This window comes from Streptomyces sp. NBC_00659 (assembly GCF_036226925.1).
Classification (GTDB): Bacteria; Actinomycetota; Actinomycetes; order Streptomycetales; family Streptomycetaceae; genus Streptomyces.
Window position 1 is genome coordinate 5,185,053 of sequence record NZ_CP109031.1, and the last position, 15,403, is coordinate 5,200,455.

The window sequence follows — 15,403 nt, forward strand, 5'->3', positions numbered from 1 at the left end:
AGCCCGCAAGGCTCCCTGACATGCCCTCAACCTCACCCGCACCCACGCCCGAGCCACCCGAGCTCGCCACCGCGCCGACCACGCCCATCGACCACGCCTCCCGCACTCCCCGGACCTCCCGCGGGACGCGCGCCATCCACGCGATCCGCGCCATCCGCGTCCAGAGCCTCGCGCGGACCCTCGCGCAGACCGCTCTCCCCTTCCTGCGCGGGATCCTGGCCGAACTGGCGGTGCCGACGGCCGCGCCCCTGCCGCCGTTGTCCCGGCCCCGTTGGCTGCGCAGACTGCCGCATGCCGTGGTGTGTCTGATCGCCCTCGGAGTCGGGCTGGCGGCCATGGACGAGCTGACCAGCAGCTATCGACTGGGTTTCTCGCTGGGCACGGGGAGCGGCTTCGTGCTGGGTGCGTCGATCGTGTTCGCTCTGTGGCGTCCCGTTCCGGCCTGGTGGCTGTCGCTGGGCACCACCGTGGTGGCCGCCGTCGGTGCCCGCTCGCACACGGAGTGGGACATCCCGATCCCGGGACCGGACTGGCCGTGGAGCACGCCCGCGATGCTGGCACAGGCCTTCGTGCTCTTCCTGCTCGCCCTGCGGGTGCCCACGCGCGTCGCCGTCGGCGCGCTGTCCCTGACCACTCTGACCACGTATGTGCTGGCGGCTCTGGTGGGCGGACCGTCGTACCGTTCCACGGGCATGCTGGGCGAACCGTCCTACCGTTCCACGGGCATGCTGGGCGAACCGTCCTACCGTTCCACGGGCATGCTGGGCGGACCGTCCTACCATTCCACGGGTGTGCTGGCGGTGGTCGTCTTCGTCGCCGTCGTCCTTCTCGGAACGGCGCTGCGCGGCCGCCGCGAGGCCCGCAGCCAACTCGTCGAGCAGGCCTCGCTGACCGAGGAGGAGCGCGCCCGCCGCACGGTTCTGGAGGAGCGCAGCCGTATCGCGCGCGAGCTGCACGACGTGGTGGCCCACCACATGTCGGTGATCTCCATTCAGGCGCAGGTCGCCCCGCACCTGGTGGAGAATCCGACGGACGAGCTGAGGGAGAACCTCCACGGCATCCGGCAGAACGCCCTGGAGGCGCTGACCGAGCTGCGCCGGGTGCTCGGAGTGCTGCGTTCGGAGAATCCGGAGGACCCGTACGGCCTCGGTGCGAGTGCGGGCGTGGCGCCGGACGCCCCGCAGCCCACGCTGGACCGGCTCGACGCCCTGGTCGAGAACACGCGCGCCGCGGGACTGGACGTGACCACGGAGATCGCCGGGGAACAGCTTCCCCTGGCTCCGGGCGTGGAGCTGTCGGCGTACCGGATCATCCAGGAGGCGCTGAGCAACGCCCTGCGCCACGCGCCGGGGTCGGCGGTCAAGGTGGAGCTCTGGCACTTCCCGCGTGGCCTTCAGGTGAGAGTCGTCAACTCACGGCCCGCGTTTCCCGCCCCGCCGTCCCCGGGCGCGGGGCACGGACTGCTCGGTATGCGTGAGCGCGTCGTGATGCTGGGTGGCACTCTCGTGACCTCGGAGACGTCCTGCGGTGGTTTCGCGGTGGCGGCCTTCCTCCCGGGCAACGGCGTCGAGCCCACCGACGACGTCACCCGGACGACGACACCTTGACCGGCCTCCCAGGAGAAGAGACGTCATGACGACCGTGAGCGGCACCATCCGCGTTCTGATCGCCGACGACCAGCAGATGGTCCGCCAGGGATTCACCGTGCTGCTCAACGCGAACCCGGGCATCGAGGTGATCGGCCAGGCGGTCGACGGACTCGACGCGGTCCGCCAGGTCGCCGAACTCGCGCCGGACGTCGTCCTGATGGACATCCGTATGCCCGAACTCGGCGGCATCGAGGCGACCCGCCGCATCACGACGGACACCCCGCACATCAAGGTTCTGGTGCTCACCACGTTCGACCTCGACGAGTACGTCTACGAAGCCCTGCGCGCCGGTGCCTCCGGCTTCCTCCTCAAGGACGCCTCGGCCGATCAACTCGCCGAGGCGGTCCGTGTGGTGGCCGCCGGCGACGCCCTTCTCGCCCCGGGCATCACGCGTCGCCTCATCGCCGAGTTCTCCCGCCTCGACTCCACCCCGCGCGCTCCCCTCAAGCAGCGCGTGGGTGATCTCACCGAACGCGAGACGGAGGTCCTGGCCCATATCGCCCAGGGTCTCTCCAACGCCGAGATCGCCCAACGTCTGGTGGTGGCCGAGCAGACGGTGAAAACCCACGTCGGCCGCATCCTCGTCAAACTGGGCCTGCGCGACCGCACCCAGGCGGCGGTCTTCGCCTACGAATCGGGGCTGGTCCGCCCCACCGGCTACTGATGTCCGTACAGGCCGGCCGAAGACCGGCCGCCACCTCCTCGCGGACCCGGCCCTACCCGTAGTACCTGAGACGGATCCCCAAGGACCCTCCTCGCAGGTGACGACCCCACCCCCCGCCCGGGCCTACCGTTCTGAGCGTGACCGAGACGACCCACACGCAGACGACGTCCCCGCCCCCCGGCGGTGCCGGGGCCAAGCCCCGCAGCCCGGAGTTCCGCCTCGCGGCGGACGCCGTGCGCGGCCTGCGGCAGGACATGTTCCACGACGCCTTCGCCTACCGCCCCCTTCGCCGCATGCGCACGGACGGCCCCATCACCCGCCGCCTCCCCGGGACCCTGCGTGCATACGCGGCCTGGACCCCGCACGCGGCGGTGGTGGCGGCCGGCCTGCTCGCGATGGCCGCGGCCTACAGCGCCGAGACCGGTTTCGGCCCCGGCGGCGGCACGGTCGCACCCCTGCTGTGTGGGTTCCTCGCCCTGCTTCCGGTCCTGGCGACCCTGGTCCGACCGGTCGGCGCCTTCTGGTTCTCGATCGCGGCGGCCCCGGCCGTCGCCATGTTCGGCAGCGCCTGGAGCGACTGGCCGTGGGCGCCCGGCAGCTTCATAGCGCATGTCACGGTGCTGACGGTCGTGGCTCTGCGCTCACGCCCTCGCGTCGCGGCGTGGATGTGGCTGCTGACCGCGGCGTACGGCCTGATCACCGAGACCCTGTTCGGAGAGGGCTACTACAGCGTCAACACGTTCCCGCTGCTCTTCGTCTCCGCACTGGCCCTCCTGGTCGTCACGGTGCTGAACATCCGCAGGGAGGCCGAGCAGGAGGTGACCGCCCACCAGTCGGAGACGGCCCAAGAACGTTCCCGGCGCACGCTGCTCGAAGAGCGCACGACGATCGCCCGCGAGCTGCACGACGTGGTCGCCCACCACATGTCCGTGGTCGCCATCCAGGCGGAGGCGGCGCCCTACCGGGTGGAGAATCCGCCCCCGGAGCTGGAGCAGGCGTTCGTCACGATCCGGGAGAACGCGGTGGCGGCGCTCACCGAACTGCGCCGGGTGCTGGGCGTGGTCAGGGCCGAGGACTACGAGGCTCCGGACGCGCCGCAGCCCACCCTCGCCGACCTGGACGGGCTCCTCGCCAATGTGCGGGACGCGGGTCTGACCGTGGAGAAGGCGGTCACCGGTGCGGTGCGCGAGCTTCCGCAGGGCGTCGAACTGTCGGCGTACCGGATAGTCCAGGAGGCCCTCAGCAACACCCTGCGGCACGCGCCGGGCGCGTCGGCCCGCGTCGAGATCGGCTATGTCCTCGGCGGGCTCGGCCTGCGCATAGTCAACGGCCCCGCGCCGGTGACGACCCTGGAGAAGTCCACGCACGGCGCGGGGCACGGCATCACGGGCATGCGCGAGCGGGTCACGATGCTGGACGGTGAGATGACGACGGGCGCCATGGACGACGGAGGGTATGAGGTGGTGGTGTTCCTGCCGGTGCCGTCTGGGGAGGAGACCGGATGACGGACGGTACGCGTCGCGCGATCCGTGTGCTGATCGCCGACGACCAGATGATGGTCCGCGAGGGCTTCTCCGTACTGCTCGGCGCGATGCCGGACATCGAGGTGGTCGGCGAGGCGGTCAACGGCCGGGAGGCGGTCGACCGGGTCCGTGAGCTGCGCCCGGACGTCGTGCTGATGGACATCCGTATGCCGGAGATGAACGGCATCGACGCGACCCGGGAGATCGTCGCCGCGGACGGTGCCGCGAAGGTGCTGGTGCTGACGACGTTCGATCTCGACGAGTACGTGTACCAGGCACTGCGCGCGGGGGCGTCCGGTTTCCTGCTCAAGGACGCCTCGGCCCGCCAGCTCGCCGACGGGGTGAGGGTCGTGTCGGCCGGGGAGGCGCTGCTCGCCCCCTCGGTCACCAAGCGGCTGATCACGGAGTTCTCCAAGCTCGCGGAGGAGCCCCGGCTGTCGGCGACGGCGCACGGGGCGTACGGGGATCTCACCGACCGGGAGACGGAGGTGCTGGTGCTGATCGCGCAGGGGCTGTCGAACGCGGAGATCGCCGGGCGGCTCGTCGTCGCGGAGTCGACGATCAAGACCCATGTGAGCCGCATCCTGGTGAAACTGGGCCTGCGGGACCGGACGCAGGCCGCGGTATTCGCCTACGAGGCCCGCCTGGTCACCCCCAGATGACGGCGCCGGCGCCCCCGTAACGGGTCGGCCCTGGTCAGCGGGGGGTGGGTCGGGCTAGCGTCCGTTCATGGCAGCTTTGGAGACTTCGCAGGCCTTCGACCCGTGGGACCCGGCGTTCTTGGCGGACCCGTACCCGGCGTACGAGGAGCTGCGTGCGCGGGGCCGGGTGCACTACTACGAGCCGACGAACCAGTGGCTGGTGCCGCACCACGCGGACGTGTCGGCACTGCTGCGGGACCGCCGGCTGGGCCGGACGTATCAGCACCGGTTCACGCACGAGGACTTCGGGCGGACGGCGCCGCCGCCGGAGCAGGAGCCGTTCCACGTGCTCAACGATCACGGGATGCTCGACCTGGAGCCTCCGGATCACACGCGGATCCGGCGGCTGGTGTCGAAGGCGTTCACGCCCCGCACGGTCGAGCGGCTGAAGCCGTATGTGGAGGGGCTGGCGGGTGAGCTGGTCGACCGGCTGGTGGAGGCGGGCGGCGGGGATCTGCTGACCGATGTGGCGGAGCCGCTGCCGGTGTCGGTGATCGCGGAGATGCTGGGCGTCCCGGAGTCCGAACGGGCGCCGTTGCGGCCCTGGTCGGCGGACATCTGCGGGATGTACGAACTGAATCCGTCCGAGGAGGTGGCGCGGAAGGCGGTGCGGGCGTCGGTCGAGTTCACCGAGTACCTGCGGGGCCTGATCGAGGCCCGCCGCAAGGAGCCCGGGGACGATCTGATCTCGGGGCTCATCGCGGCCCACGACGAGGGCGACCGGCTCACCGAGCAGGAGATGATCTCCACCTGCGTGCTGCTGCTGAACGCCGGGCACGAGGCGACGGTCAACTCTACGGTGACGGGCTGGTGGACCCTGTTCCGGCATCCCGGGCAGCTGGAGGCGTTGCGGGCGGACCATTCGCTGATCCCGACGGCGGTGGAGGAGCTGATGCGCTACGACACCCCGCTGCAGCTGTTCGAGCGGTGGGTGCTGGACGACATCGAGATCGACGGTACGACGGTGCCGCGGGGTGCGGAGATCGCGATGCTCTTCGGTTCCGCGAACCGTGACGCCGAGGTGTTCGCGGACCCGGAGACGCTGGACCTGTCCCGGTCGGAGAACCCGCACATCTCCTTCAGCGCGGGTATCCACTACTGCATCGGCGCTCCGCTCGCCCGGCTCGAACTGGCCGCGTCCATGAGCGCGCTCCTGACCAAGGCCCCCGGTCTCCGGCTCACCCAGGAGCCGGTCCGCAAGCCGAACTTCGTGATCCGCGGACTGGAGAGTCTGCCGGTGGAGGTCTGACAACCGTCACCGCTGCCCGTCCGGCGGGCGCGACCGCTCGTCCCGGCAGGTCTCGCGGCCAAGGGCTCGTCAGCGGCCGGGCCGCCTTCCGGCTCGGACGGGCGGCCCGCCTCTCATGTCGCCAGGTCGCGGCGGCGCAGGGACACCAGTCCCGCTGCCGTCAGGGCCGCCGCGATCGTGGTGAGGACGAGGACCGGTGTCCAGGCCATGGTTCCGCCCGGCAGCTTCGGCAGGTGACCGAAGGGGGAGAGGTCCATGACGGCCTGCGGGATCTTCAGTGCGGGCCCGATCCAGCCGAGGAGGAGGGCGAGGCCCGCCGCGGCCCAGGCACCGGGGGCGATCCGGGGGGAGAGGCCGTGGAGCAGGACGGCGAGGCCGCCCAGGGTCCAGACCGCCGGGACCTGGACCAGGCAGGCGCCGAGGATGGCGCCGAGCTCGGCGCCGTAGCCGAGAGCGAGGCCGAGTCCGCCGAGCAGCATGATCAGGACCGTGCCGCCGAAGGCGATGACGAGGTGTCCGCCGGCCCAGCGCAGCCGGCCGACGGCGGCGGCGAGCAGGGGTTCGGCGCGCTGCGAGGTCTCCTCGCCGTGCAGCCGCAGCACGGAGGCGACGATGTAGAGCGCGGCGACCATGCCCAGCATGTTCACCATGGCGGCGAGGAACGCGTCGGTGATCCCGGCCTGCCCGCCCATCCGCTCGATGATCTCGCGGGTCTTGGCGTTGTCGCCGACCAGGTCCGCGGCCCCCTTCGTGATGCCGCCGAACGCGGCGCCCGCCGCGAGGAATCCGAGGCTCCAGCCGAGCACCGCGCCGCGCTGGAGACGCCAGGCCAGTGCCCCGGCCGTGCCGAGGCGTCCGGTCGCGGGTCCCGGCCGGGTGGGCAGGAAGCTCATGCCCACATCGCGCCGCCCGGCGAGCGCGTAGGCCGCGGCGCCCTGGGCGGCGACGGCCGCGGCGAACAGCGGCAGGACCCACCAGCGTTCGTCCGCGAAGGCGCGGACGTTCTCCAGCCAGCCCACTGGTGAGATCCAGGTCAGCGCCGACGAGCCGTCGTCGGTCGCGGAGTCGCCCGCCGCCCTGAGGACGAAGGCGGCGCCGATCAGCCCGCCCGTCAGTCCCTTGGCGAGCCGCGCGCTCTCCGTCAGCTGGGCGACGATCGCGGCCATGGTCGCGAAGACCATCCCGGTCGCGCCGATCGCGAGCCCCAGTGCCAGGGCCCCGGCACCGCCCTGTCCGGCGAGGCCGATGGTGACGAGGAGGGCGAGAACGCCATTGGCGACGAGCGCCGCGAGCAGGGCGGCGGTCAGCGGCGCCCGCCGCCCGACCATCGCGGCGGAGACGATTTCCTGGCGTCCACTCTCTTCCTCGTCCCGGGTGTGCCGTACGACGACGACCAGGCTCATGACGGCGGCGAGGACTCCGGCGTAGGCGCCGATGCGCCAGGCGGTGAGTCCGCCGAGCGAGTCGCTGAACACCGGTCCGTAGGTGGCGCGCAGGGAGCTGTTGGCGAGCATCTGCCGCGCCAGGGAGGCACGTTCGGCCGGGGTGCTGTAGACGGACTTCAGCGAGGCCGGCAGGGAGAGCACCATCAGGGCGATGACGCCGATCCACAGCGGCATCATCACGCGGTCGCGGCGCAGCGCGAAGCGCAGCAGGGTTCCGGTGCCGGCCAGGGGGCGGGAGCCGCCGACGCGTGCGGTGAAGGGGCCGGCGGTCGTGGCGGTCATCGGGCCATCGCCCCTTCCTCGGATCCGTCGGCCCGTACGTCGTCCTGGTAGTGCCGCAGGAACAGCTCCTCCAGGGTCGGCGGGGTCGAGGTCAGGGACCGTACGCCGGAGTCGGTCAGTGACCGCAGGACCGCGTTCAGCTTGTCGCTCTCGACGTGGAACCGGACCCGGCAACGGACGCCGTCCTGCCGGACCCCGGTGTCCTGGACGTCCAGTTCGTGGACTCCGGGCAGGGACGCCAGTCCGTTCGGCGGGCCGGTGAGTTCGGCGGTGACGCTGGTGCGGGTGAGGTGGCGCAGGTCGGCGAGGGAGCCGCTCTCGACGGTCCGGCCCTTGCGGATGATGCTGACGCGGTCGCAGAGCTCCTCGACCTCGCTCAGGATGTGCGAGGACAGCAGGATCGTGCGGCCCCGGTCGCGTTCCTCCCGGACGCACTTCTGGAAGACCTCTTCCATCAGCGGGTCGAGGCCGGAGGTCGGCTCGTCCAGGATGAGCACATCGACGTCGGAGGCGAAGGCGGCGACGAGGGCGACCTTCTGGCGGTTGCCCTTCGAGTAGGTGCGCCCCTTCTTGGTGGGGTCGAGTTCGAAGCGCTCGATCAGTTCGGCACGCCGTGCCGGGTCGAGGCCGCCGGTCCGCCCGCCGCCCGGTCCGCCGCGCCGGGCGCGGCCCCCGTCGTGCAGCCGTCCGTAGAGGTCGATGACCTCGCCGCCGGAGAGGTTGCGCCACAGGGTGACGTCGCCGGGGACGTAGGCGACCCTGCGGTGCAGTTCGACGGCGTCCGCCCACGGGTCCATGTCCAGCATCCGGGCCGTGCCCGAGTCGGCGCGCAGCAGGCCGAGCAGGACCCGGATGGTGGTGGACTTCCCGGAGCCGTTGGGGCCGAGGAAGCCGTGCACCTCACCGGCCTCGACCTCCAGGTCCAGTCCGTCCAGTGCGTGCGTCCTGCCGAACGACTTGTGCAGACCGGCGACGCTGATTGCCTTCGTCATGGCCCGAACGTACGCTTCTTTCAGAAATTTGTGAAGTTAAGGAAACGTATAAATCCTGGATACACTCGACGGTGATGCGTGAGCAGGGGAGATGATCGACAGATGGCGGAACCGATCACGGCGGAGCGGGATCCGGAGGCGGTCTCGAAGTTCGTCGAGAGCTTCGCGGCGCAGCTCGTCGAGGCCGGGATGCAGCGGATGCCCGCCCGTGTCTTCGCGGCGCTGCTGGCCTCCGACGCCGGTGCGATGAGCTCCGCCGAACTCGGGGAGCAGCTCCAGGTCAGCCCCGCCGCCGTCTCCGGCGCGGTGCGCTATCTCGCGCAGCAGCACATGGTCTCGCGCGAGCGGGAGCCGGGCTCACGGCGCGAGCGGTACCGCGTGCACAGCAACCAGTGGTACGAGGCGCTGACCAACCGTGACGCGGTGCTCAAGCGCTGGGAACTCGCCCTGCGCGCCGGTGTCGACTCCCTCGGTTCCACGACCCCCGCCGGGCGGCGGCTCTCCGAGACCCTCGCGTTCTTCGAGTTCATCGACGGTGAGATCGCCGCGATGATGGAACGCTGGCGCGCCCACCGCGAGACGCTGTTCGGCGACGCCGGCTGACGAGGGGAACTGCCTCGCTTCAGGGTGCCGCCGGCAGGGTCAGGCCCCAGGCCGACTCCCGTACCGTCCACGTCCGGGTCCGCACCGGGCCGCTCACCACGGAGTCCGCGCCGTAGCGGAAGTCGGCGCCGGAGACGGTGACCTTGTGGCCCAGCAGCCGCAGGGGCGAGGACCCGGCCCCCACGGACACCGCGCGGACCTCGATCTCGGCGCCGGTGCCCGAGCCCCCCGGTGTCACCGACACGGTTTCCACGGGCTGGTCCAGGTCCACCACGCACACCCCGTCGACCTCGATCCGCAGCCGGGAGGACCCCGTCGCCGGCGCGGAGGCGAGCCGGGACGGCCGGGAGGCGATGGTCCGTACCAAGGACTGGCAGGTACGCAGCCACGGACGCGCACCGGCTTCCTCCCCGGGCACTCCCACGGGCACCGGAGCGGACGGCCGGGAGGGCAGCGAGGGGATGCGCAGCGCGCCGAGCACCACACCGTCACTGTCGTCCACGAGCAGGTCGAGCCGCCGTTCGGCCCCGTCGAGGACCGCCCTGGCCGCCGCGACGGTCCCCATCGGCACCCCGAGCGAACGGGACAGCGACAGCGCACCGCCCACGGGCACGAAGGACAGCGCGCACGCGGCCAGTTCCCGCCGCCGGTGCAGCAGGGACACCGCCCGCAGCAGGGCGCCGTCGTCACCGATGACGACGGGTCGGCGCCCACCCCGGCGGAGCAGTGCCCGAGCGAATTCCTCGGGCCCTTCCGGGAGGCACACCTTCGTCGCCGCACCCGCGCTGAGCACGTCTTTCGCGATCCGGACGGACTCGCCGTCCGTCCGTCGGGCGACCGGGTCGATGACCACCAGGAGCTGGTCGGAAGCCGCCACCTCGGTCCTGCCTCGCTTCCTCGGGTAGCATCTTTCTGCAAGAGCCCCTTGCGCCTTTGCGCCAGGGGCTTCGTCTATTCCGGGGCATCCGGTCCGACGGTCGCGGCCAATGGTGGTCGCCGGTGTACGCAGCCACGAACGGCCACGTACGTCCCCGACCTTGGACATGCCCCGCCCGGAAGGGGTGTACGCCTGTGCCCGCACTTGTGCTGCTCGGTGCTCAGTGGGGTGACGAAGGCAAGGGAAAGGCCACCGATCTGCTCGGTGGATCCGTGGACTATGTGGTGCGCTATCAGGGCGGCAACAACGCCGGCCATACGGTAGTCGTTGGCGACCAGAAATACGCTCTCCACCTCCTCCCTTCCGGAATCCTCACGCCGGAGTGCACTCCGGTGATCGGCAACGGAGTCGTCGTCGACCCGTCCGTCCTGTTCTCCGAGCTGAACGGACTGAACGAGCGCGGCGTCGACACCTCCAAGCTGCTGATCAGCGGAAACGCTCACATCATCACGCCTTACAACGTCACTGTCGACAAGGTGACGGAACGCTTCCTCGGCAAGCGGAAGATCGGCACCACCGGGCGCGGAATCGGCCCGACCTACGCGGACAAGATCAACCGTGTGGGCATCCGCGTCCAGGACCTCTACGACGAGTCGATCCTCGTCCAGAAGGTCGAGGCGGCGCTGGAGGTCAAGAACCAGCTGCTCACCAAGCTCTACAACCGCCGCGCCATCGAGGCGAGCCAGGTCGTCGAGGAGCTGCTGGGCTACGCGGACCGGCTCAAGCCGTACGTCGCGGACACCGTCCTGATCCTCAACCAGGCGCTGGAGCAGGACAAGGTCGTGCTCTTCGAGGGCGGCCAGGGCACGCTCCTGGACATCGACCACGGCACGTATCCGTTCGTGACGTCGTCGAACCCGACCGCGGGCGGCGCCTGCACGGGTGCCGGCGTCGGCCCGACCAAGATCAGCCGGGTCATCGGCATCCTCAAGGCGTACACGACCCGGGTCGGCTCGGGTCCGTTCCCGACCGAGCTCTTCGACGCGGACGGCGAGGCGCTGCGGCGCATCGGCCACGAGCGCGGTGTGACGACCGGCCGTGACCGGCGCTGCGGCTGGTTCGACGCGGTCATCGCCCGCTACGCGACCCGCGTGAACGGTCTGACCGACTTCTTCCTCACCAAGCTGGACGTCCTGACTGGCTGGGAGGAGATCCCGGTCTGTGTGGCGTACGAGATCGACGGCAAGCGCGTCGAGGAACTCCCGTACTCCCAGACCGACTTCCATCACGCGAAGCCGATCTACGAGACCCTCCCCGGCTGGTCGGAGGACATCACCAAGGCGAAGACCTTCGCGGATCTCCCGAAGAACGCGCAGGACTACGTGAAGGCGCTGGAGGAGATGTCGGGCGCCCCGATCTCCGCGATCGGCGTCGGACCGGGCCGCACCGAGACGATCGAGATCAACTCGTTCATCTAGCGCGGAGCGCCATACCCGGCGTATCCGCGGCGGTGTCCGAACCGGGCCCGCCGCGGTGTCCGAAGCGGTTGTTCCACGAGTGCGCCCCCGGCCGACATCCGGGGGCGTACCCGTACCCGGGGAGCCGGCCTCAGCGTGAGGTCAGTCTCCACAGGTGGTCGGCGGTGCCGTTGTCGTCCCACTGGAGGACCTGGGCGCCGGTGGAGGTGCTCATGCCGTTCACGCCGAGCAGCAGACCGCTGTTGTAGTTGGCGATCTTGTAGTAGCCGTCACCGGCCGGGATCAGCTGCCACAGGTGGTCGGCGGTGCCGTTGTCCGCCCAGATCAGCGCGGTTCCGCCGGCCGCCGTGCTCGCGTTCGTGATGCCGAGCAGCAGACCGCTCGCCTTGTTGGTGATCTTGTAGAGGCCGGATCCGGCGGAGGAGAGAGTCCACGACTGGCCGGCGCCGGTGGAGGACGTGGCCTGGACGACCGCGGTGCCCTGGGCCGTGCCCGCGCTCTGGGTGTCCAGGGCGAGGGCGCTGTTCCTGTTGGTGATCTGGTAGGTCCCGGCCTGCGAGGTGGAGCTGCCGCTGGGCGTGATCACCAGGTGGTAGCCGTCCGAGGCGTTCATGGCCACGGGCACGGTGACGGATCCGTTCGAGACCGTGTAGTCGGCCTCCGAGATCGTGTACGGGGCTGATACGGCCGTGGTGCGGCCCCTGGACGGGGTGTACTCCAGCTTGGCGTGCACCGTGCCGCCGAAGGCGGACAGCGAGCTGAGGCCCTTGACCGTGACGGCCGTCGAGCCCGTGCCGCCGCCGAAGACGACGCTGATCTGCCGGCCGTCCCCGGTGCGGGACGCGGCCCCGTCGATGCCCGTCTGGGCCGGGGGCGTGGTGGGGACCATGCTGCCCGACATGTCGCCGTACCACTTGTACAGCCAGTAGGAGCCGTTGGGCGATCCGCCGGTGTCGGTGAGGGTGTCGCCGAGGGTGCCGTAGTGGTTCCAGAAGGCGAGCTCGGCGTCCCGGACACCCGTCCGCTCGAACTTGGCGACGTAGCCGACGAGTGAACCCGGTATGCCCATCTCGGCCGGCGTGCCGTACTCCTCGATGGAGATCGGCCGCGCGCTGATGCCGAGGCCGCTCTCCAGGGAGCGGTACGCCGCGACGTGCGCCGCGATGTCCTGGGAGCCCTGGAGTTCGTGCCAGGCGATGACGTCGGGAACGGTGCCGGCGGCCTTGGCGGCGGTGAGGAACGTGCTCATCCAGCTCTGGTTCCACGCCGAGTGGCTGGGCCCCTGGATCGGCGTGGTGGTGTCCTTGGCGCGGACCTCCTTGTAGGTGCGCGTCCAGCCGGCCTCGAACGTACCGGCGTTCGTGGTGTCCCAGGTCCAGTCGGGTTCGTTCCACAGCTCGTAGGCGCGGATGTTGGTGGCCGAGGAAGACTTGACCGACGCGATCTGGGTGTCCACGGCGGACAGCCAGTTGCTCCAGCTCACCCACTTGTAGGGGAAGTTCGGGTACCAGTCGGGCATGCGGACGACGACCCCGGCGCCGGCCCGCGCCGCCTTTGAGGCCACCTTCAGCGCGTCTCCCCCGGGCGCGGGTTCGCCGTTGGGGAGCTGGGAACCACCCGGTGCCATCTGCACGAAGGTGTTCGGCTTGAGCGGGGTGACCAGGCTGTCGGCCGGGGTGCTCGCGTCGGCGAGGCCGTACAGACTGCCGCTGGCCGCATGGGTCACGGAGCGGAGGGTCTGGTCGGCGTTGACGACCAGGGTCGTGGCCGTGGTGGGGGCGGCCTGGGCGGGGGGTGCGGCGAGCAGGGCGGTGGTGGCCAGGGCGACGGCGCCCAGGGTGGCCAGGGCACGGGCGCGGTGGTGTCCGGCGGTCGAGGGCGGTACGGCGGTCGGAAGCGGTGCGGCGGTGGGGGTGGCTGTCGGGGTGATGCGTAACGTCCGGGTCGTGCGGCCTGAGCGGCTCGTGCGGCTCATGGTGGAGCCTCCTGGAGGTGGGAGCGGGGAACGCCTGCTCAGTCCTTCACGGCGCCCGCGGTCACACCCGCGGCCACATAGCGTTGCGCGAGGACGAGCAGGACAGTGGCGGGGACGGACGCGACGACGGCGGTGGCCATGATCGCGTTCCATTCCTGGTTGTTGTTGCCGATGTAGTGGTAGATGCCGAGGGTGATGGGGCGCATGTCGCCGCCGCCGTCGAGGGTGTTGGCGAAGACGAAGTCGGACCAGGCCCACAGGAAGGCGAAGAGCGAGACCGTGACGATCGCGTTGCGGCTCACCGGCAGGACGACGGAGCGGAAGATCCGCCAGGTGCCCGCGCCGTCGATCCGGGCCGCGGAGACGAGTTCGCCGGGGATGCCCGACATGAAGGCGGCGAAGATCATGACGCCGAAGGGCACGGAGATGGTGGAGTCCGCGACGATCAGGCCCCACCAGGAGTCGATCAGTCCGAGGTCGAGGAAGAACCCGTAGAAGCCCATGGCCATGACGATCCCCGGGATCATCTGGGCGACCAGGAGGGCGAGTCCGAGCGGGCCCGCGCCGGGCGGGCGCAGCCGGGCGAGGGAGTAGCCCGCCGGTGCGGCGAGTGCCAGCGTGAGGACGACCGTGCCGAGGCCGATGAGCAGGCTGGTGCCCAGGTAGGGCAACTGGTCGTTCAGGACGGCCCGGTAGCCCTCGAAGGTGGGGTGCAGCGGGAACAGGTCGGGCGGGCTCTTGCGCATGTCGCGCTGCGGGGTGAGGGACACGTTCAGCATCCAGTACACCGGGAAGAGCATGAGAGCGGTGAGGGCGACGCCGATCACGGTGTGACGGCGGCCGGTCGTACGGGACTTCATGCTTCCTGCCTCCTCTGGACGCGGATGTGCAGCAGCCCGAAGGCGAGGGCGATGACGATCAGGATGTTGCCGACGGCGGCGCCGGGGCCGAACTTGGGCAGCAGGGTGCCGAATCCGAGCTGGTAGGACCAGGTGGCCAGGGTGGACGAGGAGTCGCCGGGGCCGCCTTTCGTCATGATCCAGATCAGGTCGAAGACCTTGAGGGTGTAGACGAGACCGAGCAGCAGGGTGATCGCCGAGACCGGGCGCAGCAGCGGGAACGTGATGCGGCGGAACTGCTGCCACGTGCCCGCTCCGTCCAGGGCGGCGGCCTCGTACAGCTCGGCGGGGATGTTCTGGAGGCCGCTGTACAGGATGACCAGGTTGAAGGGGACGCCGATCCAGATGTTGGCGACGATGACCGAGGTCAGCGCCCAGTGCGGTGAGGTGAGCCAGCCGACGGGGTCGACGCCGATCAGGTGCAGGGCGTAATTCACCACGCCGGACTCGCTGTTGAACATCCAGGACCAGGTCGACGCCGACACGATCAGCGGCAGCAGCCAGGGGATCAGGAACAGGGCCCGCAGGGTGGGGGCCAGCGGGAAACGGCGGTCGAAGAAGACGGCGAGGGCGAGTCCGGCGGCGTACTGGACGGCGATGGAGGCGAAGGTGAAGATCATCGTGTGCCGCATCGCCGGGGCGAAGGACGGGTCGTCCAGGACCGTGCGGAAGTTGTCCCAGCCGGTGAAGGGGGCGTCGCCCGCGACGAAGGACCTGACCGTGTAGTCGCGCAGGCTCAGGTCGAGGTTGCGGTAGAGGGGATAGGCGTAGAAGGCGGCGAGGTACGCGGCCAGCGGCGCGAGGAAGGCCAGCGCCGTCAGCCGGCTCCGGCGATCGTGGGTGAGCATGCGGTGGCCTCTGCGGTTTCCGGGTGCGGTGTCGGTCCGGTGGGTGGGTCGGGGCCGTGCCGGTACATCAGCCCGTCGCCGTTGGATGAGGCGTGGCCGTCGGTGGCGACGGGCATCGATGTACCGGCACGGCCCCTCCCGTGCACGGCCGACTGCGGGTGCATCGTGGTGGCCGGTCCGGATTTCAGCCCCGGCCGGGGAAGTTTCAGCCCCTCCGG

Annotated in this window: 13 protein-coding genes; 7 read left to right on the top strand and 6 right to left on the bottom strand. The window is 70.6% G+C overall.

Annotated features, from left to right (window positions below):
• Positions 1-20 precede the first annotated feature (20 nt).
• From OG410_RS22555 to OG410_RS22575, 5 genes are all read left to right on the top strand, one after another.
• Complete coding sequence (locus OG410_RS22555) at positions 21-1,607, top strand: sensor histidine kinase (RefSeq protein WP_329300863.1); 1,587 nt, start codon at positions 21-23, stop codon at positions 1,605-1,607.
• A gap of 25 nt (positions 1,608-1,632) precedes the next feature.
• Positions 1,633-2,313: a response regulator transcription factor gene (locus OG410_RS22560; protein WP_328670563.1), complete on the top strand. Its 681-nt coding sequence runs from the start codon at positions 1,633-1,635 to the stop codon at positions 2,311-2,313.
• Positions 2,314-2,450: 137 nt separating this feature from the next.
• A complete protein-coding gene (locus OG410_RS22565; RefSeq protein ID WP_329300864.1) occupies positions 2,451-3,818 on the top strand; it encodes a sensor histidine kinase in 1,368 nt (455 codons plus the stop codon).
• Positions 3,815-4,498: a response regulator transcription factor gene (locus tag OG410_RS22570; protein ID WP_329300865.1), complete on the top strand. Its 684-nt coding sequence runs from the start codon at positions 3,815-3,817 to the stop codon at positions 4,496-4,498. The genes OG410_RS22565 and OG410_RS22570 overlap by 4 nt, the downstream gene beginning before the upstream one ends.
• A gap of 67 nt (positions 4,499-4,565) precedes the next feature.
• Entirely contained in the window at positions 4,566-5,786 is a 1,221-nt protein-coding gene (locus OG410_RS22575) for a cytochrome P450 (protein ID WP_329300866.1), read from the top strand.
• 113 nt (positions 5,787-5,899) lie between these two features.
• Here the strand turns inward: OG410_RS22575 and OG410_RS22580 are convergent, their stop codons facing one another.
• Both OG410_RS22580 and OG410_RS22585 read right to left on the bottom strand, forming a co-directional pair.
• The gene (locus OG410_RS22580; RefSeq protein WP_329300867.1) at positions 5,900-7,513 is read right to left on the bottom strand and encodes an ABC transporter permease; all 1,614 of its coding nucleotides are present in this window, start codon (positions 7,511-7,513) and stop codon (positions 5,900-5,902) included.
• The gene (locus OG410_RS22585; RefSeq protein WP_328450126.1) at positions 7,510-8,505 is read right to left on the bottom strand and encodes an ABC transporter ATP-binding protein; all 996 of its coding nucleotides are present in this window, start codon (positions 8,503-8,505) and stop codon (positions 7,510-7,512) included. The genes OG410_RS22580 and OG410_RS22585 overlap by 4 nt, the downstream gene beginning before the upstream one ends.
• Before the next feature lie 102 nt (positions 8,506-8,607).
• Here OG410_RS22585 and OG410_RS22590 point away from each other — a divergent pair, with 102 nt between their 5' ends.
• Positions 8,608-9,108 (top strand): GbsR/MarR family transcriptional regulator, encoded by a 501-nt coding sequence (locus tag OG410_RS22590; protein WP_329300868.1) that lies wholly within the window; start codon positions 8,608-8,610, stop codon positions 9,106-9,108.
• Between the two features lie 19 nt (positions 9,109-9,127).
• Here the strand turns inward: OG410_RS22590 and OG410_RS22595 are convergent, their stop codons facing one another.
• Positions 9,128-9,985 (bottom strand): diacylglycerol kinase family protein, encoded by an 858-nt coding sequence (locus OG410_RS22595; protein WP_329300869.1) that lies wholly within the window; start codon positions 9,983-9,985, stop codon positions 9,128-9,130.
• Between the two features lie 194 nt (positions 9,986-10,179).
• Between OG410_RS22595 and OG410_RS22600 the strand changes: the two genes are divergently transcribed.
• A complete protein-coding gene (locus OG410_RS22600) occupies positions 10,180-11,463 on the top strand; it encodes an adenylosuccinate synthase (protein ID WP_326786530.1) in 1,284 nt (427 codons plus the stop codon).
• A 130-nt stretch (positions 11,464-11,593) separates the two neighbouring features.
• On the opposite strand, the gene OG410_RS22605 is transcribed toward OG410_RS22600, so the two are convergent.
• The 3 genes from OG410_RS22605 to OG410_RS22615 are packed head-to-tail and all read right to left on the bottom strand — an operon-like array spanning position 11,594 to position 15,185.
• Positions 11,594-13,438, bottom strand: a complete 1,845-nt coding sequence (locus OG410_RS22605; RefSeq protein WP_329300870.1) for an RICIN domain-containing protein — start codon at positions 13,436-13,438, stop codon at positions 11,594-11,596.
• Positions 13,439-13,476: 38 nt separating this feature from the next.
• Positions 13,477-14,298, bottom strand: a complete 822-nt coding sequence (locus OG410_RS22610) for a carbohydrate ABC transporter permease (protein ID WP_329300871.1) — start codon at positions 14,296-14,298, stop codon at positions 13,477-13,479.
• Positions 14,295-15,185, bottom strand: coding sequence for a carbohydrate ABC transporter permease (locus OG410_RS22615; protein ID WP_329300872.1), 891 nt, complete (start codon positions 15,183-15,185; stop codon positions 14,295-14,297). Before OG410_RS22615 ends, OG410_RS22610 begins: the two co-directional genes overlap by 4 nt.
• Between the last annotated feature and the right edge of the window lie 218 nt (positions 15,186-15,403).